The organism is Halobellus sp. MBLA0158, from assembly GCF_041477585.1.
GTDB lineage: Archaea > Halobacteriota > Halobacteria > Halobacteriales > Haloferacaceae > Haloquadratum > Haloquadratum rubicundus.
This window is the reverse complement of record NZ_JBGNYA010000001.1, coordinates 517,884-543,191: the sequence shown is the minus strand read 5'-3', so window position 1 is coordinate 543,191 and position 25,308 is coordinate 517,884. Positions and strand designations below refer to the sequence as shown.

General features: G+C 69.4%; 31 protein-coding genes. 12 read left to right on the top strand and 19 right to left on the bottom strand.

What is annotated here, in order from left to right; translation table 11 throughout:
• Nucleotides 1-58 precede the first annotated feature (58 nt).
• Both pheA and OS889_RS02725 read left to right on the top strand, forming a co-directional pair.
• Nucleotides 59-865, top strand: coding sequence for a prephenate dehydratase (gene pheA / locus OS889_RS02730; protein ID WP_372387054.1), 807 nt, complete (start codon nt 59-61; stop codon nt 863-865).
• A 104-nt stretch (nt 866-969) separates the two neighbouring features.
• Complete coding sequence (locus tag OS889_RS02725; RefSeq protein WP_372387052.1) at nt 970-1,410, top strand: Hsp20/alpha crystallin family protein; 441 nt, start codon at nt 970-972, stop codon at nt 1,408-1,410.
• A gap of 81 nt (nt 1,411-1,491) precedes the next feature.
• On the opposite strand, the gene OS889_RS02720 is transcribed toward OS889_RS02725, so the two are convergent.
• Nucleotides 1,492-1,911: a UPF0146 family protein gene (locus OS889_RS02720; RefSeq protein WP_372387051.1), complete on the bottom strand. Its 420-nt coding sequence runs from the start codon at nt 1,909-1,911 to the stop codon at nt 1,492-1,494.
• Between the two features lie 39 nt (nt 1,912-1,950).
• Between OS889_RS02720 and OS889_RS02715 the strand changes: the two genes are divergently transcribed.
• From OS889_RS02715 to OS889_RS02705, 3 genes are all read left to right on the top strand, one after another.
• A complete protein-coding gene (locus OS889_RS02715) occupies nt 1,951-2,472 on the top strand; it encodes an archaemetzincin family Zn-dependent metalloprotease (RefSeq protein WP_103993131.1) in 522 nt (173 codons plus the stop codon).
• Between the two features lie 102 nt (nt 2,473-2,574).
• Entirely contained in the window at nt 2,575-3,021 is a 447-nt protein-coding gene (locus OS889_RS02710) for a universal stress protein (RefSeq protein ID WP_372387049.1), read from the top strand.
• 173 nt (nt 3,022-3,194) lie between these two features.
• A complete protein-coding gene (locus OS889_RS02705) occupies nt 3,195-3,440 on the top strand; it encodes a hypothetical protein (RefSeq protein WP_372387047.1) in 246 nt (81 codons plus the stop codon).
• A gap of 96 nt (nt 3,441-3,536) precedes the next feature.
• Here OS889_RS02705 and OS889_RS02700 read toward each other — a convergent pair whose 3' ends face one another.
• From OS889_RS02700 to OS889_RS02680, 5 genes are all read right to left on the bottom strand, one after another.
• Nucleotides 3,537-4,022: a hypothetical protein gene (locus tag OS889_RS02700; RefSeq protein WP_372387045.1), complete on the bottom strand. Its 486-nt coding sequence runs from the start codon at nt 4,020-4,022 to the stop codon at nt 3,537-3,539.
• A gap of 151 nt (nt 4,023-4,173) precedes the next feature.
• On the bottom strand, nt 4,174-4,908 hold the full coding sequence (locus OS889_RS02695) for a hypothetical protein (protein WP_372387043.1): 735 nt from the start codon (nt 4,906-4,908) through the stop codon (nt 4,174-4,176).
• Entirely contained in the window at nt 4,905-5,654 is a 750-nt protein-coding gene (locus OS889_RS02690; RefSeq protein WP_372387041.1) for a hypothetical protein, read from the bottom strand. Before OS889_RS02690 ends, OS889_RS02695 begins: the two co-directional genes overlap by 4 nt.
• The gene (locus OS889_RS02685; RefSeq protein ID WP_372387040.1) at nt 5,651-6,403 is read right to left on the bottom strand and encodes an ABC transporter ATP-binding protein; all 753 of its coding nucleotides are present in this window, start codon (nt 6,401-6,403) and stop codon (nt 5,651-5,653) included. The genes OS889_RS02690 and OS889_RS02685 overlap by 4 nt, the downstream gene beginning before the upstream one ends.
• Complete coding sequence (locus OS889_RS02680; protein ID WP_372387038.1) at nt 6,400-7,986, bottom strand: COG1361 S-layer family protein; 1,587 nt, start codon at nt 7,984-7,986, stop codon at nt 6,400-6,402. Before OS889_RS02680 ends, OS889_RS02685 begins: the two co-directional genes overlap by 4 nt.
• Before the next feature lie 140 nt (nt 7,987-8,126).
• On the opposite strand from OS889_RS02680, the gene OS889_RS02675 reads away from it, so the two are divergent.
• Both OS889_RS02675 and OS889_RS02670 read left to right on the top strand, forming a co-directional pair.
• Nucleotides 8,127-8,678, top strand: coding sequence for a GbsR/MarR family transcriptional regulator (locus OS889_RS02675; RefSeq protein WP_372387036.1), 552 nt, complete (start codon nt 8,127-8,129; stop codon nt 8,676-8,678).
• Between the two features lie 70 nt (nt 8,679-8,748).
• Nucleotides 8,749-9,480, top strand: a complete 732-nt coding sequence (locus tag OS889_RS02670; protein WP_372387034.1) for an SDR family oxidoreductase — start codon at nt 8,749-8,751, stop codon at nt 9,478-9,480.
• 1 nt (nt 9,481) lies between these two features.
• Here the strand turns inward: OS889_RS02670 and OS889_RS02665 are convergent, their stop codons facing one another.
• The 8 genes from OS889_RS02665 to OS889_RS02630 form a co-directional block, all read right to left on the bottom strand.
• Entirely contained in the window at nt 9,482-9,772 is a 291-nt protein-coding gene (locus OS889_RS02665; RefSeq protein ID WP_372387032.1) for a hypothetical protein, read from the bottom strand.
• A 48-nt stretch (nt 9,773-9,820) separates the two neighbouring features.
• Nucleotides 9,821-10,657 (bottom strand): tRNA pseudouridine(38-40) synthase TruA, encoded by an 837-nt coding sequence (truA, locus tag OS889_RS02660; RefSeq protein WP_372391526.1) that lies wholly within the window; start codon nt 10,655-10,657, stop codon nt 9,821-9,823.
• An 87-nt stretch (nt 10,658-10,744) separates the two neighbouring features.
• Nucleotides 10,745-12,040, bottom strand: coding sequence for a histidine--tRNA ligase (gene hisS / locus OS889_RS02655; protein ID WP_372387030.1), 1,296 nt, complete (start codon nt 12,038-12,040; stop codon nt 10,745-10,747).
• 48 nt (nt 12,041-12,088) lie between these two features.
• Nucleotides 12,089-12,991, bottom strand: coding sequence for an EamA family transporter (locus OS889_RS02650; protein ID WP_372387028.1), 903 nt, complete (start codon nt 12,989-12,991; stop codon nt 12,089-12,091).
• A 93-nt stretch (nt 12,992-13,084) separates the two neighbouring features.
• Nucleotides 13,085-13,681: a DUF7411 family protein gene (locus OS889_RS02645; protein WP_372387026.1), complete on the bottom strand. Its 597-nt coding sequence runs from the start codon at nt 13,679-13,681 to the stop codon at nt 13,085-13,087.
• Between the two features lie 7 nt (nt 13,682-13,688).
• The gene (locus tag OS889_RS02640) at nt 13,689-14,051 is read right to left on the bottom strand and encodes a DNA-binding protein (protein ID WP_372387024.1); all 363 of its coding nucleotides are present in this window, start codon (nt 14,049-14,051) and stop codon (nt 13,689-13,691) included.
• Nucleotides 14,052-14,127: 76 nt separating this feature from the next.
• On the bottom strand, nt 14,128-14,583 hold the full coding sequence (locus tag OS889_RS02635) for a 30S ribosomal protein S19e (protein WP_372387022.1): 456 nt from the start codon (nt 14,581-14,583) through the stop codon (nt 14,128-14,130).
• A gap of 128 nt (nt 14,584-14,711) precedes the next feature.
• Nucleotides 14,712-15,761, bottom strand: a complete 1,050-nt coding sequence (locus OS889_RS02630; protein WP_372387021.1) for a lysylphosphatidylglycerol synthase transmembrane domain-containing protein — start codon at nt 15,759-15,761, stop codon at nt 14,712-14,714.
• A gap of 146 nt (nt 15,762-15,907) precedes the next feature.
• On the opposite strand from OS889_RS02630, the gene thiL reads away from it, so the two are divergent.
• The gene (gene thiL, locus OS889_RS02625) at nt 15,908-16,786 is read left to right on the top strand and encodes a thiamine-phosphate kinase (protein ID WP_372387019.1); all 879 of its coding nucleotides are present in this window, start codon (nt 15,908-15,910) and stop codon (nt 16,784-16,786) included.
• 40 nt (nt 16,787-16,826) lie between these two features.
• Here the strand turns inward: thiL and OS889_RS02620 are convergent, their stop codons facing one another.
• The 3 genes from OS889_RS02620 to OS889_RS02610 form a co-directional block, all read right to left on the bottom strand.
• Nucleotides 16,827-17,966, bottom strand: coding sequence for a site-2 protease family protein (locus OS889_RS02620; protein ID WP_372387017.1), 1,140 nt, complete (start codon nt 17,964-17,966; stop codon nt 16,827-16,829).
• 164 nt (nt 17,967-18,130) lie between these two features.
• The gene (locus tag OS889_RS02615) at nt 18,131-18,397 is read right to left on the bottom strand and encodes a DUF7123 family protein (protein ID WP_372387015.1); all 267 of its coding nucleotides are present in this window, start codon (nt 18,395-18,397) and stop codon (nt 18,131-18,133) included.
• Between the two features lie 311 nt (nt 18,398-18,708).
• On the bottom strand, nt 18,709-19,521 hold the full coding sequence (locus OS889_RS02610; protein ID WP_372387014.1) for a molybdopterin synthase: 813 nt from the start codon (nt 19,519-19,521) through the stop codon (nt 18,709-18,711).
• A 153-nt stretch (nt 19,522-19,674) separates the two neighbouring features.
• On the opposite strand from OS889_RS02610, the gene pyrH reads away from it, so the two are divergent.
• The gene (gene pyrH, locus OS889_RS02605; RefSeq protein ID WP_372387012.1) at nt 19,675-20,397 is read left to right on the top strand and encodes a UMP kinase; all 723 of its coding nucleotides are present in this window, start codon (nt 19,675-19,677) and stop codon (nt 20,395-20,397) included.
• Entirely contained in the window at nt 20,390-22,036 is a 1,647-nt protein-coding gene (gene lysS / locus OS889_RS02600; protein WP_372387011.1) for a lysine--tRNA ligase, read from the top strand. Before pyrH ends, lysS begins: the two co-directional genes overlap by 8 nt.
• A gap of 114 nt (nt 22,037-22,150) precedes the next feature.
• Here the strand turns inward: lysS and OS889_RS02595 are convergent, their stop codons facing one another.
• Together OS889_RS02595 and OS889_RS02590 are read right to left on the bottom strand one after the other, a co-directional pair.
• Entirely contained in the window at nt 22,151-22,690 is a 540-nt protein-coding gene (locus OS889_RS02595; protein WP_372387009.1) for an LURP-one-related family protein, read from the bottom strand.
• 93 nt (nt 22,691-22,783) lie between these two features.
• A complete protein-coding gene (locus tag OS889_RS02590) occupies nt 22,784-23,008 on the bottom strand; it encodes a hypothetical protein (RefSeq protein ID WP_372387007.1) in 225 nt (74 codons plus the stop codon).
• 109 nt (nt 23,009-23,117) lie between these two features.
• On the opposite strand from OS889_RS02590, the gene OS889_RS02585 reads away from it, so the two are divergent.
• Both OS889_RS02585 and OS889_RS02580 read left to right on the top strand, forming a co-directional pair.
• On the top strand, nt 23,118-23,318 hold the full coding sequence (locus OS889_RS02585) for a hypothetical protein (protein ID WP_372387005.1): 201 nt from the start codon (nt 23,118-23,120) through the stop codon (nt 23,316-23,318).
• A 170-nt stretch (nt 23,319-23,488) separates the two neighbouring features.
• Complete coding sequence (locus OS889_RS02580; RefSeq protein ID WP_372387004.1) at nt 23,489-25,303, top strand: site-2 protease family protein; 1,815 nt, start codon at nt 23,489-23,491, stop codon at nt 25,301-25,303.
• The last annotated feature ends 5 nt before the right edge of the window (nt 25,304-25,308 follow it).

The following is a 25,308-nucleotide window of genomic DNA, read 5'->3' as shown; positions in this document are numbered from 1 at the left end:
CGGAGCGGCGGGGCGCGTCCCCGACGGGCTTTTAGGATCCCTCGGAGTAGACGGCCCTATGCAGGTAGTCACGCTGGGCCCCGAAGGAACGTACTCCCACCGCGCCGCCAGCGCCGTCTCCGACGACGTGGTCTTCCGCGAGTCGGTCTCGGCGATCGTGGCCGCCGTCGACGCCGGGAAGTTCGAGCGGGGCGTCGTGCCCATCGAAAACAGCATCGAGGGCAGCGTCACCGAGACGCTCGACGCCATCGCCGACTCCGACATCGCCGTGACCCAGGAGATCGTCACGCCGATCCGCCACGCCCTCCTCGCGCAGTCCCCCAACTTCGAGACGGTCGCCTCCCACTCCCAGGCGCTCGCGCAGTGCCGCTCGTACCTCGAACGCGAGTACCCCGACGTCGACCTGGAGGCGGTCACGAGCACCGCGAAGGGCGTCGAGTACGCCCGCGATGACCCCACCGTCGCCGGGATCGGCCACCCCGGCAACGCCGGCGACGACCTCGTCGTCGTCGCCGAGGACATCCAGGACCGCTCTTCGAACTCGACGCGCTTTTTCGTCGTCGCGCCCGCCAGCGAGCGCTCGCAGGGCGGCGGCAAGTCGACGGTCGTCGTCTACCCGAACGCGAACTATCCGGGGCTCCTCCTCGAACTGCTGGAAGCGTTCGCCGAGCGGGACATCAATCTCTCGCGGATCGAATCGCGCCCGAGCGGCAACCGCCTCGGCGACTACCTCTTCCACATCGACTTCGAGGCCGGCCTCTACGAGGACCGCGCGAAGGAGGCGCTCGAAGAGGTCGAAGAGATCGCCGCCGACGGGTGGGTGAAGCGGCTCGGCTCCTACGACCGCCAGCACGTCGTCGACTGAAGTCCAGAATCCGGCACTTTCGGCGCCCGAGCGTGCGATCTGCGCGCATACGTCCGTCTGTATTTATTATCTCAGCGCGCCTCCTGGTGGTCGGTGAATTTACAATGATGAAGCGTTCCCCCGGTTTCGACGAATTCGCGTTCGATGACCTCTTCGCGCGGATGTCCCGACAGTTCGAGGAGATGAGCAGCCAGCTCGACGGCCCCCGATCGTTCGGCCGCGAGATGGCGATCGACCTCCGCGAGGAGCCCGAGGCGTTCGTCGCGGTCGTCGACCTCCCGGGCTACGAGAAGGACGACATCGAGATCACGGTCGACGACCGGATGCTGACGATCGAGGCCGCGCGCGAGGCCGACGAGGCCGACGAACGCGACCACTACGTCCACCGCGAGCGCCGCTCGCAGTCGGCGCACCGCTCGATCCGACTCCCCGGTGAGGTACGCCCCGACGGCGCCTCGGCGGGCTACAACAACGGCGTCCTCACCGTGTCGCTCCCCAAGCTCGTCGTCGACGACGACGAGTCCCACCGGATCGACATCGAGTAACGCCGCTTCGTCCCGGAGCGCCCGCCAGGTCGGCTTTTTCGGCATTCGAGAATTGGTACTATCGGTACAATTGGACCGGACTTACACGCCCTCGCGGGCGACGTACAGCGTCTCGCCTTCGGGGAGCGACTCGGTGTCTACGGGAATCGCCGGCGAGTCGTAACCGAGCGTCGTGAACAGGAAGTCGGCGTCGACCGCGCGGGCGACGTTTCGTGTTGGGCGGTGGAGCTCCGGCGGGAGATTCAGCCCGTAGACCAGGGCGGCCTCGTAGGACTCGCCGGGGTGGTCGCGCTCGCCGGCGGCGACGACGTCGTCGCGGACGAATCGGAGCGACGACGGAACTCCCAGTTCGTCGGCCGCGGCGACGTCGGTGACGGTGACGTCGACCCCCGCCTCGGCGAGCGCGACCGCGACGTCGGGACGGCGACCGACGCCGATCTCGACGGCCGACCCGTAGGTCGAAAATCGGCCGACGAGGGCGTTCTCACGCGGCGTATTCACGGCGGGATATTTATCAGTCCACCCCCCATAAGCCCTGCTATGCTCGTCGACATCGTGCCGATCGGGGACCTCTCCGCGCAGGTCAAGCGCGAGGCCTCGGCCGCGCTTCGAGGGGTCTACGATTGCGACGTGACGGTGCAGGAGGAGCAGTCGATCCCCGACGGCGCGTTCGACCGGAGCCGGAATCAGTACCGGGCCGAGCAGTTCATCGAGCTGGCGAGCCGGGTCGGGACGGGCGAGAAGAACATCGGCATCACCTCCCAGGACCTCTACTACCGGCGGCGGAACTACGTCTTCGGCCTCGCGTACCTGAACGGCAACGGCTCCGTGATCTCCACCCACCGGCTCCAGACGTCCTCGGACGGCGGAATCACGACCAAGCCTCAGTCGGAGGTGTTCGCCGACCGGGTCCGCAAGGAGGTCGTCCACGAGATCGGCCACACTCTCGGCCTGGAGCACTGCGACAACAGCAAGTGCGTGATGTCGTTCTCCCCGACGGTCCGCGAGGTCGACGTCAAAGAGGAGAACCTCTGTGGGACCTGCAGCCAACTGCTCTACTGATCGCCGCTCTCCGACTGCCCGGCGTATCGGCCGGCAGTCATCCGGCGCTCGTCTGTGCTGTGACTAACTACTATACCGCTTCCGGTCCAAGTCCGAGGAGTGATGCAGTACCTCGTCGCCGTCGACGGTTCGGAGTCGAGTACCGAGGCGCTCGAACACGCGCTCGACGTCGGTGAGCGGGCCGACGCGTCCCTCGTCGTCGCGTACGCGGTCGAGCCGCGCGTGCTCGTCGAGGACGCCGAAGCGGAGGCGCCGACCCACTCCGAGGTGGGCGAGCGGATCTACACCGAGGACATCGAGGTCGCCGAGCGCCGGGGCCAAGAGGTCCTCGACGACGCCCGGGAACGGGCGGCCGACGCCGACGTGGACGTCGAGACGACGCTCCTCTACGGCGACCCGGTCGAGAGCATCGTCGAGTACGCCGACGAGGAGGCGATCGACGGCATCATCGTCGGCCACCGCGGGCTTTCGGGCCGCGTCGAGATCGTGGGAAGCGTCGCCAAGGGACTGGTCGAGAAGGCGACCGTCCCCGTGACGGTCGTGAAGTGAGCGATCACACCGACGCGTTCTGTTTCAGCTGTGATATCCAGAGATGAGAATATACTGCGTCAATATAGCCCCATAGTGCGGAATTTAGGTGAATTACTGATTTCTCGGATTCAGATATCGTGTGTGATAATCAAGGGCGAGCATATAACAGGGAGTCCGACCTACGAGGTGGTATGAGTGACAAGAAATCGTCGCACGCGGAAACCAGCGTCTCCGCCGGGGTGCTCCTCGTCGGATTCGGCGTCGGGACGTGGCTTCTGCACTACGCCGTGGGGGTGTTCACCAGCTGGGGTTGGGCGGCGGCGATCGGAAGCGTCTGGGTCATCCTGGGGACGCTACTGCTGTTTTCGGACGTCCGCGTCTACCAGTTCGACCGCTCGCCGACGGAACAACTGCTGATCGACGGCGACGAGTACTGAGGTAGGGCCGACGGCTCAAGTGATTACTCTCGTTTCTTAGCACCGAACGCCGTCACCGGGAGTGGCGTTCGCGGTAAACAGTGAGAGTGATCGCTATCAGTTGGTCGCGATCGGCGCGACGTCGTCGACCGCATCGAGGAGCTGCTGTTTGTGTTCGACCGCCAGGCCGAGGGTGAGGACGCCGCCGTACAGCGCGATCGCGAGCCAGCCGTAGCCGATGAGCGCCGTTCCGACCGCGGTGATCGCCCCGGTCACCCACGCCACCGTGAGAACGGCCCACACGGCGAGCAGCCCGGCGTAGAGATTCAGCGGCGCCCCGCTCAGCGAGTGGTCGTTGAACCGTCGAATGTGCCGGCGGTTCTCGGCGACCCGGAAGAGCTGGAAGTCGCCGTGGACGCGCATCCCGGTCATCGTGACGCCCAGGACGAATCCGACCGCCGCGATGGTGAGCCACCCGTAGCCGATAGTCGCGGGGTCCATCCGGATGTCGGTCGCGATCCAGACGAGCGACCAGCCGGCCCAGACGACCGCGGCGATGCCGTATCCCCTGTATACCTGTCGAACGCCTCGCGCGAGTCCCATACAGGTGTATCTCGGGAGACATATCATAAAGCTTGAGGTCGACGGCATCGAGCCCCTGAGAGACTCGGGTCATAGTAATTACTCTCACTGTTTACTGCCGAACGCCGTCACTGGGGTGGCGTTCGGCGGTAAGGGACGAGTGTAATCACTATCAGTCGACGCGTATCGCGCGCCTGAAGGCCGCGCCGACCACGAGGGCGAGGACGGTTAGGTATGCGAGACTGAACCACAGATTCGCCGGCCTCACGCGCGCGGTCAGCGCGGCGTCGAAGGCCAGTTTCATCGGGAAGTGGCCGGGGAGAAGCGGCGCGAGGACGTGCGTCTCGTCGGTCAGCGGGCTCTGGGCGAGAAACAGGTCGAGGAACGGGCCGAACATCAGGACGTAGATCCCCGCGAGCCGGTTCAGCGCGAGGCCGACGAGCGCCCCGACGCCGCCGTACAGCAGACCGACGAGGAAGGTCGCGAGCAGGTACCACAGGCCGCGCTCGACCGACGCGACCGTCGACAGGACGCCGACGGAGACGACGCTGCCCGCGGCGGCCGCGAGCACCAAGACGCCGGCGCGGGCGGCGACGATCTCGGAGGCGTCGGCGCCGACGAGCGCGAGCCGGCCGTCGACTGCGCTCGCGGACTGCATCAGGAACAGCCCGGCCGCCCCGCCGACGAACGCGGCGGCCATCGGCGTCGTCAGGACCGTCGTGAGCGTCGCCATCTCGACGGACATCGCGCCCTGAACGGGGACCTCGACCGCGGCTCGGCTCTCCGGCATTACCCAGGCGAAGACCAGAATCAGGTATACCGGGAGGAACGCCAAGAGCGCGAGCAGGACCGGCGTCCGCGCGTACTCGCGGACGCCCATCTCGAAGGCCGTCCGGAGCGTGCTCATCTCGTCTCACCCCCGGCACCGGCGAGCACGGTGTAGACGAGGACGGTCGTAGCGAGGACGACGAGGCCGTAGGTGCCGGCGGCGACGAGGTCGACGAGGTCCGGGGCTCGGCCGTCGACCGCGGCTCGGAACACCTGATGCGGGTAGTGGAGCGGGAAGAGCTTCGTCGCCGCCGCGTCGGTCGCCATCACGCCGCTCGCGAGCGCCTCGTCGACGTCGACGACGAAGATCAGCGCCAGCGACCCTTCGAGTTCGCGGGGGAGGACCGTCCCGATCAGCATCCCGACGAGCCCGTAGAGTCCGCCGACGAACGCCAGCGTCAGGAACCCCAACGCGAGGGACTCGACCTCGGTGCTCGTCGCCAGCACGGCCAGCGAGAGCGCGGCGGTGACGACGGCGGCGAGACAGACCGCGGCCAGCCGGGAGGCGAAGAGCACCGGCGTCGGAAAGCCCGCGAGCGAGAGCCGCTCGTCGGCGCGCTGGGCGCTGATCACCTGAAAGAGCCCGATCACGCCCGGGAGGAACGCGGCGACGAAGAGCGCTCCGGCGGTGGCGCCGAGCGCCTCCGGGTCCGTCGTCATATACGGGAGCCGCGGGAACGCCGACAGCACCGACTCGTAGCTCGTGATGACGACCGGCGGCAGCGCGAGGATGAGGGCGAGGTTGATCGGCTCGCGGACGAACTCCCTGATCGCCGCGCCGAGGCCGACCCGCAGTCGCTCGCCCGCGCGGGCGTCCGCCGTCATCGTATCCCCTCCGCGCCGGCCTGGCTCGATCCCTGGTCCGTCACGTCGCTGAGCGTGCCGTCGGCGAGTTCGAGGATGCGATCGAACCGCTCCTGTTCGTTGATCAGGTGCGAGATGATCGCCACCGCCGTCCCGCGCTCTCTGAGCTCTTCGGTGAGGTCCCAGAAGGCGAGGTAGGTCTCCCAGTCGAAGCCCGTGTAGGGCTCGTCTAAGAGGAGCACGTCGGGGTCGTGCATCAGGGCGATCGAGAGGTTCACCTTCTGGCGATTGCCGCCCGAGAGCCGGTCGATCCGGTAGTCGAGGAACGCCTCGAAGTCCAGCGTCTCGGCGAGGCGGTCGCGGGCGGCTTCGATCTCCGAACGGTCCATCCCGTAGCCCTCGCCGAACAGCCGGAAGGTCTCCGCGACGGTGAGCCGGTCGTACAGCAGTTCGTCCTGGGGGCACCAGCCGATGCGTCCGTTGACCGTCACGGAGCCGTCGTCGGCGTCGAGCGCGCCCACCAGGATCTTCATCAGCGTCGACTTGCCCGAGCCGTTGCCGCCCACGATGCCGACGACCTCGCCGCGCCGGATGGCGACGCTCGCGCCGGTCAGCACCTCGATATCGCGGCCGAAGGGGAGCTTAGAGGAGTAAGTCTTCGCCAGGTCGGACCCCCGGAGGACGACCTCCGCGTTGGGTCCACCGGACTCGTCCGATCCGGACTCTCCGCCGGATTTACGCTTCGGTGAGTCGGCGGCGCCCCCGATCATCGCTCGTACCACCACCACGCGCCGCCGAGAGCGGCGAGGGCCGCCGCGCCGACGCCGACGATCGGGAGAAGTCGGGTCGCACCGCCGGCGTCCGAGATCGTGACCGGGACGTAGTACCCGTCGTAGGTGACGCGCTCGTCGTCGGGCGTGTCGGCGGTCACCGCGAGCGGGATCGCATCGCGCGTGGGGACACCGTCCTCGGGGGTCGTCAGCTCGAAGGTCATCGTCGTGCTCTCGCCCGGCGCCAGGGAGTCGACGTAGCTCGTCGGGTTGTCGCTCTCGTAGGGATCCTCGACGGCCAGTCGGGCGCGGACGTCGGTGAGCCGCTCGTCGCCGACGTTCCGCACGCGGACCCGGACGGCGTTCGCGGCGTCGATGCCGAGGGTGGCGTTCACCGGCTCGACGGCGAGCGTCGTCGGCTCGGCCGCGGGTCGCACGCCGACCGGGCCGACGCGCTCTGTCGCCCGGTCGCCGTCGGCGTCGCGGTAGCCGACCGAGACCGGAAGCGAGTAGTTCCGCGGCTCGGCCGCCTCCGTGGCCCGAAGCTCGTACGTGACGGTCCGGCGTTCGCCGGGGGCCCAGTCGCCGAGGAAGCGCGTGGCGTTCGCCCCGCCGGCCACGCGGAGGTGACGGGGCGATCCGACCGTGACGGTCGCGTCGGTCACCGCCAGGGGACCGTCGTTGCGGAGCGTCAGCGAGACGGTGCCGTCCTCGCCGACCGCGACGTCGCGCTCGGTGGCGACGACGCGGAACGTCTGCTCGGGGCGGGGAACCACGCCGAGGCCGAGTCGGTCGGATTCGACGGCGACGCCGTCGTCATCCTCGAAGGTCGCGACAGCGGTGACTGCGTGCCGCTCGACGGCGGCGTCGGGCGCGGCGGCGACCTGGTACGAGAGCGTGCGCGTCTCTCCGGGGGCCCAGTCGCCCGCGAAGCGGCTGGCCTCGGCGGTGCCGCCGAACCGGAGCGCCGGGGCCTCGGAGGCGAGCCGGACGCGCGTCGCGTTGGCCGCCTCCGAGCCGACGTTCCGCATCGTCACGTTCACCGTCCCGACGGAGCCGACGCGGACGTCGGCGTCGGTGGCGACGACCGCGAACGCCGCCCGGTCGTCGACCTCGACGCTGAGGTCGAAGTGCCGGGTCCTGGTCCGCTCGACGTAGCGAGTGTCGGTGCCGCCGGTGTCGATCGTCCCGTAGTACTCGTAGGTCGCGGTGAGATCGAGCGCGTACGTTCCCGGCGCCGCGTCCTCCGGAACGGTGACGTCGAAGCCGATTCGCGCCTGGTCGCCCGCGCGGAGCCGGCCGATCGATCGACTCCCGGTGTCGATCTCGATCGGCGCGCCGCCGGCGTCGAGCGAGACGTCGACGCCCCGGGCCGTCGTGGCCATCTCGTCGAGAGCCGGGCGTTCGCCGCTCCGGAGCGTACCGTCGTTGGTGACGGTGACGCGGAGAGTCGTCTCCGACCCGGGGACCACGGTGTCGTCCGGGAGGGAGGCGTGCAGTTCGGGGCTGCCGCGGACCTCGGCCGCCGCCCCGACCGAGAACAGCGAGCCGACGAGCAGGAGGGCCAGAGCGAGCCGCTTCATCGGGGTTCACCTCCGGCGCTCGGGAGGGCATCGATCCGCCGCGTGCGGGACGATCCCGCGGAGACTGTATTCATCATATTCGGTGTGTTCCGAATATTCTGTTCGATAAGATTTAGTATTTTCGGGAGTTACCGAATATTATGAACGAAGGTGCCGACGACGCCGGCACGGCCCGCGACGACCCGGTCGAACAGGCGCGCGAGGAAGTCATCCAGGCCCTAGAGCGGAGCGCGGAGGTGTACGGTCTGAATCAGAGCTACGGCCGGCTCTACGGCGTCCTCTTCTTCGAGAACGAACCGCTCTCGCTCGACGAACTGGTCGAAGAGAGCGGGTACGCCAAGTCGACGGTCAGCACCGCGATGCAGAAGCTGAACCGACTCCACCTCGTCCACCGGCGGTCGGTCCCGGGCGAGGGGAAGAAGGCGTTCTACGAGGCCGAGACGGACTTCTGGCACGTGGTCCAGAAGTTCCTCCAGCACGAGGTCCGCCGCGAGATCGACGTGATGACGCGGGCGCTCGATTCGGCCGCCGACCGCCTCGACGGCGTCGACGACGAGCAGGCGCAGGCGGACCTCGAACGGATCGAGTCCCTCCGAACGATGTACGACCGGAGCGAGCGGCTGCTGGACATCCTCACGAGCAGTTCGATCGACCGGCTGACGGGGCTCCTCGAACGGCTGCGTCGCGACTGAGTCGGAGAGAACCGCGGGCGAGGGCTCGACGGGCCGAGGACTCAAGGCGCTCGGTCGAGACCACTCGGACGTGACACTCCAGGACAGCGTCGCCCTCGTCACGGGGGCCAGCTCGGGAATCGGCGAAGAGACGGCGCACGCGCTCGCCCGCGAGGGCGCGGACGTCGCAGTCGCGGCGCGGCGTCGCGAGCGGCTCGACGCCCTCGCCGACGACCTCGAAGCCGCGCACGGCGTCGAGACGCTCGTCGTCCCGACGGACGTCCGCGAGGAGGACCAGGTCGAGGCGATGGTCGCAGAGACCGTCGAGACGTTCGGCCGCCTCGACGTCCTCGTGAACAACGTCGGCGTCGGCGTCGGCAGCGACGTCGAGGAGCTCTCGACCGAGGACTACCGCCTGATGATGGAGACGAACGCCGACGGCTACTTCTTCGCAACCCGGGCGGCGATCCCGCACCTCCGGGAGACCGAGGGCAACCTCGTCTTCGTCGGCAGTTTCGCCGGCCAGTACCCCCGGCCGTTCAATCCGGTCTACGCGGCGACGAAATGGTGGGTCCGCGGCTTCGCCCACAGCGTCGAGGGACAGGTCGGCTCGGACGGGATCGGCGTCAGCGTCGTCAACCCCACCGAGGTCCGAACCGAGTTCGGCAGCGAGTCCGGCGAGACCTTCGAGGAGCGCTTCGAGCCCGGCGAGGTGACAGAGCCCGAGGAGGTCGCCGAGGCCATCGCCTTCGCCGCCGCGCAGGACCGCTCGACCGTCCACGAGATCGACCTCTACCGGCGCGACAAGTTCGACGGCTGGTAGGTCACTCCGCCGAGTCCGGCTCCTGTGGCCCACCGTCCGCCGGCTCGCTCTCACCGCCGGATTCGCGCATCGCGTATCTGACCACGATATCGACGCCGCGTGCGACCTCGATGCCGCCGTAGTAGACGCCGACGAGCGAGACGAGGACGCTCACGACGACGCCGAACGGGCCGAAGAGCACGGCCGCGAGCGAGCCGAGCCCGGAGATGACCGCGAAGTACGCCGCGCCGACGGCGAAGCGGTAGGCGGCGTCGCGGTGGGGCTGTGCGGTGGGCGGCGGGGAGGGAACCATACGGGCGTTTCGCCAACGCCGGTGATAACTGTTCAGCCGGGTCGTTCTTCAGTCGGGGCGTTCCGGCGACGTCTCGCCCTCTCCGACTCCGTCGGCCACTCGACCGGCCACGCGGGCGCGGACGAGATGGTCGCGCCGTCGCGCCGAGAAGACCGCGGCCGCGCTCGTCGCGGCCCGGTCGTCGCGGTCGAACGCCAGCCCCGGATAGTCGACGTCGGCGAGCAGCAGCGGTTCGGGCGGCGCCGGCGGCACCCCGTCGGGGCCGTTGAGCGCCTCGGGGCCGAGCAGGTCGTCGACCCACGCGGTCCCCCGCTCGCCGCTCCCGACGCACCGGATGACCGAAGCGAGTCGCCGGACGAGATTGCGGGGGAAACCGCCGGCCGCGACTCGGAGCGTCACGAAGTCGCCGTCGCGCTCGGCCCGGATCGCGACCTCGCGTTCGGTGCCCGCGTCGTCGGGCGTGAGGTTGTGAAAGTCGTGTTGGCCCGACAGCGCCGCGGCCGCCGCGTCGACGCGTTCGTCGTCGAGAGTCGGTCCGTAGAGGTCGTAGACGTACGTTCTGCGCTCGGCGTCGTGGGTCGCGTGGAACTCCGCGGGGGCCTCTGCGGCGGCCCACGCCCGGACGTCCGCCGGGAGTTCGCCGTTCAGCGCGCGCGGCGTACACCACTCGGGACAGCGGAAAGCGACCGTCTGGGCGAGCGCGGAGACGCCCGCGTCGGTCCGGCCGGCCGCGGCGTAGCCGTCCGGCCGGTGGGCGCTCTCGCGGTCGAAGACGCCGAGGTCGTCGAGCGCGTCGAAGATCGCGTCCTCGACGGTCGGGACCGAGGGCTGGCGCTGGAAGCCGTAGAACGGACGGCCGTCGTAGGCGACGCGGAAGGCGCGCATCCGGTACTCCGAGTCGGGACGAGCGTCGGTGTCGGCATCGGCGTCGGGGTCGACATCGATATCGGAGTCCGTGTCAGTGCCCATCGCCTACGCGAGGTCGTCGTAGGTCGGCGCGTCGCGGTCGCCGGGGAACTCCTCGACGGGGGCAGTGGTCTGGTCGCCGGAGGCCATGTCCTTCACCGTCACCTCGCCGTTCGCGAGATCCTGCTCGCCGACGATCACGACCGTCTCGGCGTTGATGCTGTCGGCGTAGCCCATCTGCGCGCCGAAGCTCCGGCCGGAGACGTCCACCTCGACGACGTTGCCCGCGGCGCGGAGGTCGCGGGCGATCCGGGACGCCACGTCGCGGGTGTCGCCGACCGTGAGGACGTAGTAGTCGGTCGCGAGCGCCTCCTCGGGCCAGACGCCGGCGCGCTGACACAGGAGGGAAAGCGGCGCGAGGCCGGGCGCGACGCCGACCGCGGGCGTGGGCTGGCCGCCGAAGCTCTCGATGAGGTCGTCGTAGCGGCCGCCGCCGAACACGGATCTGGAGATCTCGCCCGTCGAGTCGAAGCACTCGAAGACGACGCCCGTGTAGTAATCGAGGCCGCGTGCGGTCGTCAGCGACACCTCGCAGTACTCGCGGGCGCCGAAGTCCTCGGCCGCCGCGAGGACGTTCTCCAGGTTTCCGACGGCCGCCGCGACGTCGTCGCCGCCGAACTCGGCGATCGCGTCGAGGTCGCCGGTCGCGACGAGGTCGTCGAACTCCCGGGCCTGGTCGTAGGAGAGGCCCGCATCGGAGAGCAGGCCCAGGTACTCGGTCTCTCCGACCTTGGCGCGCTTGTCGACCGCGCGGATCGCGTCGCGGGTGTCGACCTCGGCGTCGAAGGCGTCGAGGAGCCCGCTGAGGATGTCCCGGTGGGAGACCCGGAACTCGAAGTCCTCGCCCGTCAGGCCGAGGTCGGTGAGCGCGTCGGCCGCGAACGCCAGGATCTCGGCGTCGGCCTCCGGCTCCGCGGAGCCGAAGATGTCGACGTTGGTCTGGTAGAACTCCCTGAATCTCCCTTGTTGGACCTGCTCGAAGCGCCAGAACGGGCGGGTCGAGACCCACTTGATCGGCTTGGAGAGCTCCTGCTGTTTGGCGACGACCATCCGGGCGACCGTCGGCGTCAGCTCCGGCGTCAGCGACACCTCGCGGCCGCCCTTGTCCTCGAAGGCGTACAGCTCTTCGACGATCTCCTCGCCGCTCTTGTCGACGTACATCTCGGTGCGCTCCAGCGCGGGCGTCGAGATCTCGCGGAAGCCGTAGCGGGCGGCGGTCGCCTCCAGCGTGTCGATGACCTCCCGCCGCGGGGCCATCTCCTCGGGGTAGAAGTCGCGAAAGCCCTTGAGTCGGTCGTACATACGCCGGGTTTCGGCGGTGTCGCGCTTGAAACTGTTGAAGCCGCGTGACTACACCGCGATGAGCCCCACGCCCGCGACCGCCAGCCCGGCGGCGACGAGCCGCGTGCCGAACGCCTCCTCGCGGAGGACGAGCCCACCGAGGACGACCGCGACGACGGCCTGGGTGTTGATGATGGGCGAGGCGACCGACGCCGGCGCGGCCGAGAACGCCAGCGCGGTCACGTGCTCGCCGAGCGCGACGCCAGCACCGGCCAGCACGAACTTCGGGAGGTCGCCCCGGAGCGGGACCCACTCGCGGGCGGCCAGCGGGAGCACGACGAGCAGCACGCCGCCCAAGACGGTCGGCACCCACAGCGACAGCGGAACGGACAGCTCCTGGAGGACGACGCGCTTTCCCACGTCGCTGATCGCGTAGCACGCCGCGCTCGCGAGCGCCAGCTGTGCCGCCCGCGAGGACGCCGCCTTGCGGAGCGGAGCCAGGAGCGGTCCCGAGCGGTAGTTCGCGACGTAGACCGCGAGTGTGGCGACGACGACGCCCGCGACCTGCAACGGGGTCAGCCGCTGGTGGAGAAAGAGCACCTCGATCGGGAGCACGAAGACGGGGACGATCTTGCTGATCGGCGCCACGTAGGACACCTCGCCGACGTCGATCGCCCGCAGGAACGCCAGGAACGCCGCCGCGGTCGAGAGGACGGTCGCGACGAGGACGGCGGTCCCGAAAGGATCGGCTAGCGCGGCGGCGCCGAGCGACGCGGGGTCCGGGGCCGTCCGCAGAGCCCGCGACCGCAGCGTCACGAGCGGGAGGTACCACGCGACCGCGGCGGCGTTGATGCCAGCGGTGAGGACGGTTCCGGGATACCCGCGGAAGTAGCGCTTCAGAACGAAGATGTACGTCCCCCAGACGAAGGCGGCGACGACGGAGTAGGCGACGCCGGGGCCGAGCGAGAACACGAGCGGAGGTCGAAGACGCCGGGAGAAAGGGGTTCGGATTCGGATCGAAAACGCGGGGCGAAGCGCCGGAGCGGAGGCGGTCGCCGCCGGCGGTCAGTCGTCGGCGAACCCGCGGACGTACGACTGCTCGTGGTCCGGGAACACCCGATCGACGGCCTCGCGGCCGCCCTCGCGGGCGATCAGTTCGCGGAGTTCGGCCTCGTAGTCGCCCTTCGGGATCTCCGCGGAGGGGCCGGTCTCGACGTCTAAGTTCTCGTCGACGAGGCGGTCGACGGCGTGGCGGCCCAGGCCGGCCAGCGGCGAGAGGTAGTCGACGCCGTGGCGGTCTTCGAGGCTCTGGGCCTGGGCGCGCGAGACGGTGGGGACGCGGTCGTCCCGGCGGGTGCCGTCGGCGACGGCGTCGACGTCGAGGTCGGCGGCGCGTTCGAGGGCGTGCTCGTGGACGCGCTGGATCCCGTTTCGGGGGTAGCCGTCCTCGCGCATCCGCGCCGCCGCCTCCTCGGCGACGTCGCGGTCGAGGTCGACGGCCTCGAAGGGGTAGCCGAGCCGGTCGGCGGCCGCCGCCGCGTGCTCCCAGTCGTCGGTGACGCCGAAGCGGCCCGTCACCAGCCGCACGTCGTAGAAGGAATCGAGGAACAACCCCGCGAGCGTCGAGTCCTTGCCGCCGCTGAAGAGGAGCGCGAGGTCCACGGGTCCGCTATCGGCGCCGGATGTCGAAGCTCTTCGACTCGGGCTGCAGTTCCTTGAGCAGGTCGCGCATCTGGTCTTCGTCGATGCGGCCCTGGATGCGGCCGCTCTGGGCCAAGGCGAGGACCTGCTTTTTCACCTTCTCCGCGAAGTCGGGCTTCGACATCTCGACGGCGTTGAGCCGCTGGCGGGCGCCGTCGGTGAGATACTGCTTCAGCATCGCCTCCTGTTTGGCCTCCGCCTGCTCGCGTGCGGCTTCCTGGGCGGCCTCGCGGTCCTGCCCGCCCTGTCCGCCCTGGGCCTGCTCGCGGAGCTCCTGCATCTTCTGTTCGCGCAGTTCCTCCAGTCGGTCGTCGTCGGGGGATCCACTCATCGGTGTGAAATTCCGTCGCAGTGCTAAAAACGGTTACGTCGTCGGGAGGCGGCTGATATCGACGCGCGGATCGAGGTTACGCGTAGCGTTCGAGTTCCGGCCGGTCGAGCTCGTCGAGGACGTCGGCGGCGGCGTTGTCGAGGAAGCTCTGGCCCTCGGCGGTGATGCGGCGGCCCTGGCCCTTCGCGGTCTCGACGAGGCCCTCCTCTTCGAGCTGCTGGAGCGCCTTCCGGATGACCTTCTTGCTCCCGGTGCCGGAGCTGTTGCCCGAGACCTTGTAGCGGTTCGAGCCACGCTTGCGGCCGCCGTACTCCGTCGAGAGGCGGTCGACGCCGATCGGGCCCTCCTTTGCGACCTTGCGGAGGAGCGACGCCGCGCGGACGTACCAGAAGTCGTCCTGCTGGGGCGGCAGTTCCTTGGTCTGGCCGGTCTTGGCGAAGTCGATCCAGTCGGGCTCCTCGATTCGGTCCGCGAGCCGGTCGGCGACGTCCTCGATGAGGGCGTCGGCCGGAACGTCGTAGACACTTACCATAGGGACCAATTCCCGACGGCGTCGTTTAAAGCCATCGTATCGGCGCTACGGGGCGTGAGAGGCACTCTCGGGGGTCCGGCGAGAACCGATCGCGGACTCGTCGCGGAGCCGCCGCCGTCGCGTTCGACCTACTCGGGACCGGCGCCGATGCCGAGCCCGGAGCCGATCCAGGCGACGACCGCGCCGCCGAGGATCGTCGGCACCCAGTAGATCGCGCCGCGGAAGATGACGACGGCGGCGACGGCGATCGGTTCGGTGATGGTAGGGAGCGGCGCGGCCAAGAGCAGGACTACGAGCACGGTCTCGATCCCGCCGGCCCCGCCGGGAAGCGGTGTCACGCCCGCGATCGCGGCGATCGGGACGACGACGAGCGCGACCGAGAGCCGCACGTCGACGCCGATGGCGCCGAACGCGAGCCAGAGCGCGAGCATCTGACAGAGCCAGCCCGCCGCCGACGCGCCGAGCGCCAGCGCCAGCCCCCGGGGGTTGGAGGCGACGCGCTCGATCGCCCGGAAGAAGCCGTTGATCCGGCGCTCGATCCCCTCGGGCGTCGGGACCGACACGCGCGGGAGCCGGTCGGCGAGCGAGCGGATCAGCGGCGTGAGCGCGCTGACGACGCGGGCTTCGAGCCGGTAGCGGCGGCGCCAGCCGGCGTAGACGAGGCCGGGCACGAGCACCGCGAGCGCGACCACGGCGCCGATGGCGGCCAGGATGTTCTCGTTCGTGCTGAGCGCGACCTCGGTGGCGAAGTAGCCCGCGCCGACGAGCGCGATCGTGATCGAGGGGACGAAGTTCAGCGTGTCGACGCTGGCGATGGCCGCGAGGCTCCGCTCGTACTCGGCGTCGGCGGCGCGGGAGATGAGGTACGCCGTCACGGGCTCGCCGCCGGCCTGTCCGAAGGGGGTGATGTTGTTCGAGAACGTCGCGCCGGCGAAGACCAGGAACGACGAGACGTAGGAGAGTTCGACGCCGAGCACGTCGAGCACCGTGTTCAGCGAGAGGCTCCAGGCCGCCAGCCACGCGAGCGTCGCGAGGAGCACGAAGACGAGGTACTGCGGGTCCGCGTCCCGAAGCGTGGCCACGAGGTCGTCGACGCCCGCGAAGTAGAACAGGAGCGCGAAGACGCCGACGGCCGCGACGAACCCGAGGACCGTCGCTCGGAGGTTCTCGCGGACCATATCCGGACCTCGGCCCTTCCGGCCATCAAGCCATCGAAACCGGCGGCAGTGTGCGAACCGTTGCCGCTCGCGAACGCGCGAGGGCTGGTCCGCCGCCCGCGCCAGCGTGACGTCGGCTTTTTGCCCGACGGGGCCGGATCGCGGGTATGGACGAACGCTCGGCGCTCCGGCGACTCGCGGCCGCGCTCCCCGCCGCCGGCGACGACGCCGCCGTCGTCGACGGCCTCGTGGTGACGACCGATATGCTCCACGAGGCGACCGACTTCCCGGCGGGGACGACCCGCTACACCGCCGGCTGGCGCTCCGTCGGCGCGTCGCTGTCGGACGTGGCCGCGATGGGCGCCGACGCGACCGCCGCAGTCGCCGCCTACGCCGCTCCGAGCCTCGTGGAGGAGGAACTCGACGCGTTCGTCGAGGGCGCGGTGGACGTCTGCGACGCCGTCGGCGCCGAGTACGTCGGCGGCGACCTCGACACCGGGACGGAGTTCACGGTCGCGTCGACCGCCCTCGGCGAGACCGACGCGCCGGTCCGCCGGTCGGGAGCGGAGCCCGGCAACGTCGTCTGCGTCACTGGGACCGTGGGTCGGACCGCCGCGGCGCTCCGGGCGTTCGAGGCCGACGACGTCGACCGCGGCAACGACCTCTTTCGGTTCCCGCCGCGGGTCGCGGCCGGACAGGCGCTCGCGCCGCACGCGACCGCGATGATGGACTCCTCGGACGGCCTCGCGCGGTCGCTCCACCAGCTCGCGGAGGCCTCGGAGGTCGGTTTCGACGTCTCGTGGGACCGGATTCCGGTCCACGACGCGGTAGAGGAGTACGCGACCGACGCGGCGGACCGGAAGCGAATGGCGACGGGCGTCGGCGAGGACTTCGAACTCGTCTGTGCGCTCCCGCGGGCGAGCCTCGGCGACGCGCGCGCCGCCTCGCCGGTGCCGCTCTCGGCGATCGGGACGGTCACGGAGGCGAGCGAGGGCGTCCGGATGGACGGCGAGCCGCTCGCCGACGAGGGCTACACCCACGAGTGAGTCCGAGACGAGGTGATTCGCCCGGGACTCGAAAGCCCGGCTATGCAGCCATCACTTCGACCGGGACGAGCAGGAAGCAGAGCGCCCCGAGCGCGAAGGTGAGGACGCCGACGACCAGCCGGGGCGCATCGAGCGGCGAATCGTCGATCGGGTTCGCGGGGCCCTTGAACGCGATGAACGCCGAGAGCAGCCCCCAGAACGCCCAGAGGCCGACCGACTCGTTCAGCGCGTAGCCGAGACCGTAGTGGAGGTACGCCGCGATGCCGAAGAGGGCCGCGGGGACGACCGCCGCGACGCGCTCCTGGGACTCACCGAGCATCGCCCGGAGGATGTGGCCGCCGTCCAGCTGTCCGACGGGGAGGAGATTGAGGACGGTGAAGAACATCCCGACCCAGCCGCCGATGATCACCGGATTGACGGCGACGCTCGGGTCGGCGTACTCTGTCGGCTCGCCCAGCAGCGACGCGAGGAGGTTCAACAGCGGCGGATTGTTGAAGACGATCACCTGGCCGGAACCCCGGAGCGCCCACGGCGGGACCTCGATCGGCGGCAGCGAGAGGCCGACCGCGGTGACCACGATCGTCGCGGCCAGCCCGGCCAGCGGCCCGGCCACGCCGATGTCGAAGAGCGTCTCGCGGTCGGGCATCTGCCCGCGCATCCGGATGATCGCGCCGAGCGTGCCGAACGGGAAGATGAAGGGGATCACGTAGGGCAGGGAGACGTCGACGCCGTGGTAGCGCCCCATCACGTAGTGGCCGAGTTCGTGCGTCGCGAGGACGCCCAGGATCGCGACCGTGAACGGCCAGGCGCGGAGCACCAGGAGGGGATCCGCGAGGAGGTCCGAGAGCGGAATGTAGTACCACGTAAGCGCCCCGACCAGGAGCGTCGAGACGATCGTCGCCGAAAAGAGCACGAGGTTCTTCCAGGGGATCCCGTCGACGCCGTTCGCCGTCGGCCGGGCGACGACGACGTCGTCGCGGGGGCCGCGGGTCGTCGAGACCTGTATCTCGTAGCCGGCCTCGCGGAACGCCCCCCACACCTCGCGGAGGAGCATCTGCTCGGGGACGAGCGACTCGCCGTAGAAGACCACCCGGTCCCCGTCGCGTCTGGTCTCCTGGAGGTGGAACACCGATCGGAGGGCGTCGACCGGCGGTCCGGCCACCGAATCGGGGGAATCCATCGAACGCCGGTAGGGCGCACAGTCGGATAAACTCCCCGACAGAGGCGACGCACGGCGGGGGCGGAGGCGTCGCTACGGGCGTGGAAACGGGGAGGAAGTCAGTTCGGCGGGCGGTTCGGAGACGACGCGGCGGTCGCGCGGACCAATTCAGGGGCGATGAGCGCTTACGCCGCGTCGGCGGGTTCGACTCGCCAAGTGGTCGCGCTCGTGTACGACCACTTCTCGACGGTGAGTTCCGAGGCGGAGTCCTTGAGCTTCACCATCAGGGCGCCGATCTCCTTGGGCGAGAGACCGACCTCCTCGGCGATGAACTTGGACTTGAAGTACATCTCCCCGTCCTGGGCCTTCTCCAGGAGGAAGGACTTCAAGCGCTCTTCTTTGGGTACGTCGTCGGCGGCAGTCTCGGTGGAGGGTGTCGTGGTTGCGCTCATCTGTGTCACCTCGCTCCCCGCTTGTCGTCGGGGGAGTATATAAAGGGAGGAACGTTGGGAGGAATTCGGCTCGATTCACCGGTAAACCGTGATCGTTCGGATCGTTTAGAAGCAGTTCAAATTCGTTTTTACGTTTTATATCGTCTTCTAAGTCTTTAGTTCACAGAATAAAGAATGAATTTATATCCCGGTGAAACGGCCCAATTCGAGGCAGATTCCGCACGAGACGGCCGCGGTGGCGACGAGAAATCACAGCGCGCGGAGTCGAATCCGGCGAGAAGAAATCGATCGAGAGGCGGAATCGCGGCCGATTACTGGCGGTCGTGGACCCAGAAGTCCTCTTCGACCGTGGTCTCGCGCTTGAAGATCGGGACCTCGTCCTTCAGGCGGTTGATGCCGTCCGAGACGGTCTCGAAGGCCTCCTCGCGGTGGCCGGCGAGGACGACGACGAAGACGATGTCCTCGCCCGACTGAAGGGTGCCGGTGCGGTGGAAGCAGACGACCTCCTGGACGCCGTCGCGCTCCATCAGTTCGGACTCGATCTCCCGCATCCGCTCTTCGGCGACGCCCTCGTACTTCTCGAAGGTCAGTTCGAGCGTCTCGGGGTCCTCTTCGCCGTCCTTGGTCCGGACCCGGCCGGTGAACGTCGCGATCGCGCCGGCGCGGTCGGCCCGGGGGGAGGCCTTCACCTGCTCGACGAGCGCTTCGAGCGTGACGTGGGGCTCGGCGTCGGCGATCGTCTCCAGGACGGATTCGACGTCGACCGCGTCGGCGTCGGCGGCGTCGAGAGCGACGTTCGAGGCCGTGGCGTCGCCCAGCGCGACCGTCGGGAACGCGGCGTCCGGAAAGCCGACGAGCAGCGCGTGGTCGTACGTCGGGGCGAGGTCGTCGAGCACGTCGTCCAGCGAGCGGTCGCCGCCGGCGGCGCTCCACGATCCGTCACCGAGCGCGTAAGCGGTATCGACGCCGTCGGGATGGTTGGCATCCGTCTCGGGCGCGGCCGACGAGTCGCCGTCGGCGTCGCCCGCGCGGCGTTCGACCACGGCGACACGGCCGTCGAGGTGGGGCGCGACGCGCTCGCACAGGGTCGACGCGCCGGCGCCGACGACTCCGAGTACCTGCATACTCCCGTGTCGGGGCGGCGATCGGCTTTACACTGTCGGACGGGCGAGTGGACGAGACGGCGGGCCGCGCGACGACGGTCGGACGACCGCCGGCGACGCGCCGGCATACGCGGTTGACAACCCTTAAGCCCGGTTCGCGGCAACGACGGGGCAATGAGAGTCGTCGTCTCCATCGGTGGGAGCGTGCTCGCGCCGGACCTCGACGCCCGCCGGGTCGAGGGCCACGCAGCGGTCGTCGAACGGCTCGCGGACGAGGGCTGCGAGATCGGCGCCGTCGTCGGCGGCGGCGGCGTCGCCCGCGACTACATCGGAGCGGCCCGCGAACTCGGCGCCAACGAGGTCCAGCTCGACCAGATCGGCATCGACGTCACGCGGATCAACGCGCGGCTCCTGATCGCCGCCCTCGGCTCGCAGGTCGATCCGAAGGTCGCCCACGACTACGAGGAGGCCGGCGACGCCCTCCGCCACGGCGACATTTCGGTGATGGGCGGCATTATGCCCGGCCAGACCACCGACGCGGTCGCGGCCGCGCTCGCGGAGTACGTCGACGCGGATCTCCTCATCTACGCCACGAGCGTCGACGGCGTCTACAGCGCCGACCCGAGCGCCGACGACGGCGCCGAGAAGTACGAGCGGCTGACGGCGGGCGAACTCGTCGACGTGATCGCGCCGATGAGCCGCGACGCGGGCGCCTCCGCGCCCGTCGACCTGCTCGCGGCGAAGCTCATCGAGCGCGCGGAGATGCGGACGGTCGTCCTCGACGGGACCGACCCCGAGCGGATCGCCGACGCGGTGCTCCGGGGCGACCACGGCGGGACCGACATCGTGCCCGCGGGAAGCGACGACGAACCGAGCTACTGGGTGGGCGATGAGTGACGAGACGGCGGACGCGGAGCCGGCGGGCGAATCGAAGCGCGACTTCTGGGCCGAGGCGGTCGCCGACGAGATCGAGGCCCGCGAGCCCGACGAGCCGATCGTCATCAAGGGCGGCGTCTCGCCCTCCGGCGTCGCCCACCTCGGGAACTTCAACGAGATCATCCGCGGGTACTTCGTCGCCGAGGTGCTCCGCGAGCGCGGCCACGAGGTCCGGCAGGTGTTCACGAGCGACGACCGCGACCCGCTCCGGAAGCTCCCCCGGAAGCTCGCGGACGTCGACGGCGAGATCGTCGGCCTCGGCGACGTCGACGCCGGCGCGCTCGGGCGGAACCTGGGGAAACCCTACACCGACATCCCGGACCCCTTCGGCGAGTCCGACTCCTACGCCGCGCACTTCGCGGCGCTCCTGAAGGCCGACGCCGACCGCCTCGGGGTCCCCGTCGAGATGGTCTCGAACACGGATCTCTACGAGGACGGCACCTTCGAGGACGTCGTCGCGCACGTGCTCGAACACGCCGACGAGGCGCGGGACGTGCTCTCCGAATACCAGTCGAAGGTCGACGAGGACTACGTCCCCTTCAATCCGATCTGTGCGGAGTGCGGGAAGATCACCGAGACGGTGACGTCGGTCGACCTCGACTCGCGGACGGTCGAGTACGTCTGCACCGATATGACCGTCGGCGACGAGACCATCGAGGGCTGCGGCCACGAGGGCACCGCGACCTTCCGCGAGGGCAAACTGCCCTGGCGCTTCGAGTGGCCCGCCCAGTGGCAGGTGCTCGGCGTCGACTTCGAGCCGTTCGGCAAGGACCACGCCGAGGGGTCGTGGCCCTCCGGCCAGGACATCGCCCGCAACGTCCTCGGGATCGAGCCGCCGGTCCCGATGGTCTACGAGTGGTTCACGCTCAACGGCGAGGCGCTCTCCTCGTCGCAGGGCAACATCGTCACCGTCGCGGAGATGCTCGACCTCCTCGAACCGGAGGTCCTCCGGTACTTCTTCGTGCTCAATCCGCGGAAGGCCCGCGACCTCGATATCTCCAGACTCGATCAGTTGGTCGACGACTTCGACCGCTTCGAGCGGGCGTACTTCGGCGACGTCGACGACGAGACGCTCTCGGCGTTCGCCGAGCGGGCGTACCCGTTCGTCGTCGACGAGGTGCGCGAGGATCGGATCCGCCTTCCCTACACGTTCGCGGCCGTCCTGGGGATGACAGACGACCGCGACCTCCGGATCGAGATGGCCAGAAACGAGGGCTACGTCGACGACGACACCCCCGAGTGGGCGATCGAGGAGGCCCTCGAACGGGTCGACCGGGCGCGCGCGTGGGCCGAGCGCCTGGACAACGAGTACAACTACCGGATCCAAGAGGAGCTGCCCGACGTCGACTTCTCCGAGGTCGACGGCGACGTCGCGGCCGCGCTCTCCGACCTCGCGGACTTCGTCGAAGCCGGCCACGACGGCGAGGAGATCCAAGGGGAGATGTACGAGACCGCGCGTCGGCACGACGTCGATGTCGGCGACTTCTTCGAGGCGGGCTACCGGCTCTTCTTCGACCAGCCGCAGGGGCCGCGCCTCGGGGAGTTCCTCGGGGAACTCGACACGGAGTTCGTGGTGACGCGGTTGCGGCGCGAAGGATAACGGGGCGTCGTCGGAGCGGTGCAGAAGCGGTGCGGTTGCGGAGTCTCCAGCGGTCGTACCGCGAGGCTCGCGGTGCGAGCCGAGCGGCCGTTTTTTGGTCGAGAAAAGGGTGGGTTAGTTCTCCTCGATCGCGTCGATGACGACCATCCCGACCACGGCGAGCCGCGGATCGAGCGCGTCGTCGAAGAGGTCGATCGAGTACCTGTCGCGGAGCGAGAACGCCCCGTTCGCCTCGCCGACGGTGTCGCCCTCCGGCGTGACGATCTCGTAGGAGAAGGGGATCAGCGTCGTGAGCAGCCGGCGCGCGATCGCCAGCGGGACGTTGTCCTCGCGGATCGTCGCCACGAGGTCGCCGTCGGGGCCCAGCAGGGAGTACTCGTGTTTGAAAAACGAGACGGCCTCGCGCTTGACCGCGCCCACGCGCTCGCCGGTCTGCGAGTCGACGATGTCGTAGGCGGCGGCGATGTCGAGCACACTGTCGGCCTTCACGCGGTAGCGCTCTGTCCCGGTCTCCGGGTCGGTGAAGCGGAAGTCCTCCTTGAGCCGGAGCTTCTTCTGTGCGGATTCGAGGATGGGTGAATCGCCCTCGTAGATCCGGTACTTGTTCCCGATCGAGATGCGCTGGCGGACCTCGTAGGAGCGGCTGTCGAACATCTACGAGGTGTGGGTCGGCATCGGCAAAAGGGTTGTTCGTCGGGTCGTCGGGTCGTCCGTTCGTCGAGTCGTCGGTCGACTCCTCAATCGGACCTACGCGAATTCCGCCACCACGAGGAGGATGCTGGGCGCGACGAGCAGGACGAGTCCGACGAGGATCAGGAGGGCCGGAAGCCAGAGCAGCCCCATCTCGGTGAGGAGCCAGAGCCCGACGCCCGCGACGAGGGCGACGAGTCCGAGCAGACGCAGCAGCCAGGTCACGACGCCTTCCAGCCCCGAGTCGGCCACGACGTCGACGACTTCGAGTGCTTCGTCCATCGCATCGCCCAGTTCCCGTCTGGAGCCACTTAGGAAGCAGGCCGGCGCGTCGCTGGATCCCACACCCGAATGCCAAAGGCCAAACGTCCCTCGCCCGTATATCCGATCGATGAGTGAGTCGAAAGACGCGAACACGGGACCGAAGATAACGGTTGCAGTCGTCGATAAGACGCACGCGAACGAGATTCCGGACAACATCGACTCCGATCTGTACACGACGACGCGGCCGGAGTCGTCGCTGGTCGAGTTCTCCGCAGAGCCCGACGGCGAGCTGGCGGAAGCGCTCAGGCGGAACGGATTCGACGTGTGACGGGCTCGGCTGTCGCTCCTCTGCTCCGTCGGAGACCGTAAGACTGCCGTTCGGGGCTGTACGCCGCTCCGCATAGCACGCTCGACCGTCGCGAGCGGAGTGGGCGGGAGCCGTCCCCAGGACGAGGTGGGTAATAACACATTTCCGCGCCCGCCACTTCGAATCGGACGATGAACACGCTTCTGTGGGTACTCGTCGGCCTCGCCGCGTACTCGATGGCGACGTTTTTCCTCTCACAGCGCGGCCTGCTCCCGGACTCGGTGCGGATCCGCGGGCCGTTCACGACCATACACACCAAGCGCGGCCGCGACTTCATCGACTGGATCGCGACGCCGAAGCGCTTCTGGCGCGCGTGGACGAACCTCGGCGTCGGCGCCGCGCTCGTCATCATGGCGGGGATGTTCCTCTTCCTGCTCGTCCAGGGGATCGCCATCGCGCGGAACCCCCCGGCGCCCTCGCAGGTGAATCAGCCGCAGAACTTCCTCGTCATCCCCGGCGTCAACGACTTCCTGCCGCTGTCTGTCGCGCCGGAGATCGTCTTCGGTCTGCTCGTCGGCCTCGTCGTCCACGAGGGCGGCCACGGGATCCTCTGTCGCGTCGAGGACATCGACATCGAGTCGATGGGAGTCTTCCTCTTCACCATCATTCCGCTCGGCGCGTTCGTCCAGCCGGACGAGGAGAGCCAGCGGAACGCCGACAGGGGCGGCCGGACGCGGATGTTCGCCGCGGGCGTCACGAACAACTTCTTCGTCACCTTCGTCGCGTTCGCCCTGCTCTTCGGGCCGATCATCGGGAGCATCGGCGTCGCCTCCGGGATGGCCGTGCAGGGCGCCTACGACGGCTCGCCGGCCGCGGAGGCGGGCATCGGACAGGGCGATCGGATCACCGCCGTCGGGGGCGTGCCGGTCGGCAACGAGAGTTCGCTCGACGCCGCCCTGCTCGGCACCGACGCGCGGACCGTCACGGTCGAAGTCGACGGCGGCGAGAGCGCCGCCGACCGCGCGCGTCGGACGGTCGACGTCGAGCGGTCGCTGATCGTCGCGGGCTCGGTCGCCGGCAACCCGGCGAACATCAGCGTCGGGAGCGATCCGATCGGCGTCACGCGGGTGAACGGCACGGCGGTCTACACCCGCACCGGCTTCGCCGAGGCCGTCGGCGAGGACCGCTTCGCGCGGCTCACGACCGACCGCGGGACCGTCACGATCCCGGTCGGCGCCTACCTGACCCGCGTCGTCGCGGACGGGCCCCTCGCGCAGGCCGGCGCGCCGACTGAGCCGGGCGTGATCGTGACCGCGATCGACGGCCGGCGCGTGGTCTCCTCGACGGAGCTCACTCGCGTCCTCGACGGGACCGCGCCGGGCGAGACGGTCCCGGTGGAGGTCTATCACGACGGCTCGGTCGAGACCTACGACGTGACGCTCGGGGAGAACCCACAGGACGGCAACGGCTTCCTCGGCGTCAACATCTTCCCGGGGACGAGCGGGCTGCTCCTCACCGACTTCGGCGTGCAGTCCTACCCCGCCGGCACGTACCTCGAACTCCTCGGCGGCGACGGCGGCCCCGACGCCTCCGGCCTGTCGGGCGCGATCGGCGAGTCGCCGCTGGCGACGGTGTACGTCTCCCTCGTGCTGCCGCTCGCGTCGCTCGTCCTGGGCATCCCGAACTTCCCCGGCTTCACCGGGAGCGTGTCCAACTTCTACGCCGTCGCCGGGCCGCTCGGCTTCCTCGGATCGGGCGTGTTCCTGCTCGCGAACGTCGCCTTCTGGACGGCCTGGATCAACCTCCAGTTGGGTCTGTTCAACTGCATCCCGGGCTACCCGCTCGACGGCGGTCGGATCCTCCGGGCGAGCGTCGAGGCGGTCGTCTCCCGGCTGCCCATCGCGGACCGGGACCGGGTCGTGACCACGATCACGACCGGGATCGGCCTGACGATGCTGGCCTCGCTGCTGCTGTTGGTCTTCGGGCCGACGGTCCTCGGCGGGTAGTCGCG

Coding starts and splice junctions, on each gene's coding strand:
- OS889_RS02610 (WP_372387014.1), bottom strand. CDS start 19,521: ATGCAGGTACTCGGAGTCGTCGGCGCCGGCGCGTCGACCCTGTGCGAG.
- thiL (WP_372387019.1), top strand. CDS start 15,908: ATGGACGAACGCTCGGCGCTCCGGCGACTCGCGGCCGCGCTCCCCGCC.
- OS889_RS02620 (WP_372387017.1), bottom strand. CDS start 17,966: ATGGATTCCCCCGATTCGGTGGCCGGACCGCCGGTCGACGCCCTCCGA.
- OS889_RS02640 (WP_372387024.1), bottom strand. CDS start 14,051: ATGAGTGGATCCCCCGACGACGACCGACTGGAGGAACTGCGCGAACAG.
- lysS (WP_372387011.1), top strand. CDS start 20,390: ATGAGTGACGAGACGGCGGACGCGGAGCCGGCGGGCGAATCGAAGCGC.
- OS889_RS02725 (WP_372387052.1), top strand. CDS start 970: ATGATGAAGCGTTCCCCCGGTTTCGACGAATTCGCGTTCGATGACCTC.
- pyrH (WP_372387012.1), top strand. CDS start 19,675: ATGAGAGTCGTCGTCTCCATCGGTGGGAGCGTGCTCGCGCCGGACCTC.
- OS889_RS02585 (WP_372387005.1), top strand. CDS start 23,118: ATGAGTGAGTCGAAAGACGCGAACACGGGACCGAAGATAACGGTTGCA.
- truA (WP_372391526.1), bottom strand. CDS start 10,657: ATGCGCGCCTTCCGCGTCGCCTACGACGGCCGTCCGTTCTACGGCTTC.
- OS889_RS02705 (WP_372387047.1), top strand. CDS start 3,195: ATGAGTGACAAGAAATCGTCGCACGCGGAAACCAGCGTCTCCGCCGGG.
- OS889_RS02695 (WP_372387043.1), bottom strand. CDS start 4,908: ATGAGCACGCTCCGGACGGCCTTCGAGATGGGCGTCCGCGAGTACGCG.
- OS889_RS02630 (WP_372387021.1), bottom strand. CDS start 15,761: ATGGTCCGCGAGAACCTCCGAGCGACGGTCCTCGGGTTCGTCGCGGCC.
- OS889_RS02680 (WP_372387038.1), bottom strand. CDS start 7,986: ATGAAGCGGCTCGCTCTGGCCCTCCTGCTCGTCGGCTCGCTGTTCTCG.
- OS889_RS02595 (WP_372387009.1), bottom strand. CDS start 22,690: ATGTTCGACAGCCGCTCCTACGAGGTCCGCCAGCGCATCTCGATCGGG.
- hisS (WP_372387030.1), bottom strand. CDS start 12,040: ATGTACGACCGACTCAAGGGCTTTCGCGACTTCTACCCCGAGGAGATG.
- OS889_RS02635 (WP_372387022.1), bottom strand. CDS start 14,583: ATGGTAAGTGTCTACGACGTTCCGGCCGACGCCCTCATCGAGGACGTC.
- OS889_RS02590 (WP_372387007.1), bottom strand. CDS start 23,008: ATGGACGAAGCACTCGAAGTCGTCGACGTCGTGGCCGACTCGGGGCTG.
- pheA (WP_372387054.1), top strand. CDS start 59: ATGCAGGTAGTCACGCTGGGCCCCGAAGGAACGTACTCCCACCGCGCC.
- OS889_RS02675 (WP_372387036.1), top strand. CDS start 8,127: ATGAACGAAGGTGCCGACGACGCCGGCACGGCCCGCGACGACCCGGTC.
- OS889_RS02615 (WP_372387015.1), bottom strand. CDS start 18,397: ATGAGCGCAACCACGACACCCTCCACCGAGACTGCCGCCGACGACGTA.
- OS889_RS02700 (WP_372387045.1), bottom strand. CDS start 4,022: ATGGGACTCGCGCGAGGCGTTCGACAGGTATACAGGGGATACGGCATC.
- OS889_RS02715 (WP_103993131.1), top strand. CDS start 1,951: ATGCTCGTCGACATCGTGCCGATCGGGGACCTCTCCGCGCAGGTCAAG.
- OS889_RS02690 (WP_372387041.1), bottom strand. CDS start 5,654: ATGACGGCGGACGCCCGCGCGGGCGAGCGACTGCGGGTCGGCCTCGGC.
- OS889_RS02580 (WP_372387004.1), top strand. CDS start 23,489: ATGAACACGCTTCTGTGGGTACTCGTCGGCCTCGCCGCGTACTCGATG.
- OS889_RS02710 (WP_372387049.1), top strand. CDS start 2,575: ATGCAGTACCTCGTCGCCGTCGACGGTTCGGAGTCGAGTACCGAGGCG.
- OS889_RS02665 (WP_372387032.1), bottom strand. CDS start 9,772: ATGGTTCCCTCCCCGCCGCCCACCGCACAGCCCCACCGCGACGCCGCC.
- OS889_RS02685 (WP_372387040.1), bottom strand. CDS start 6,403: ATGATCGGGGGCGCCGCCGACTCACCGAAGCGTAAATCCGGCGGAGAG.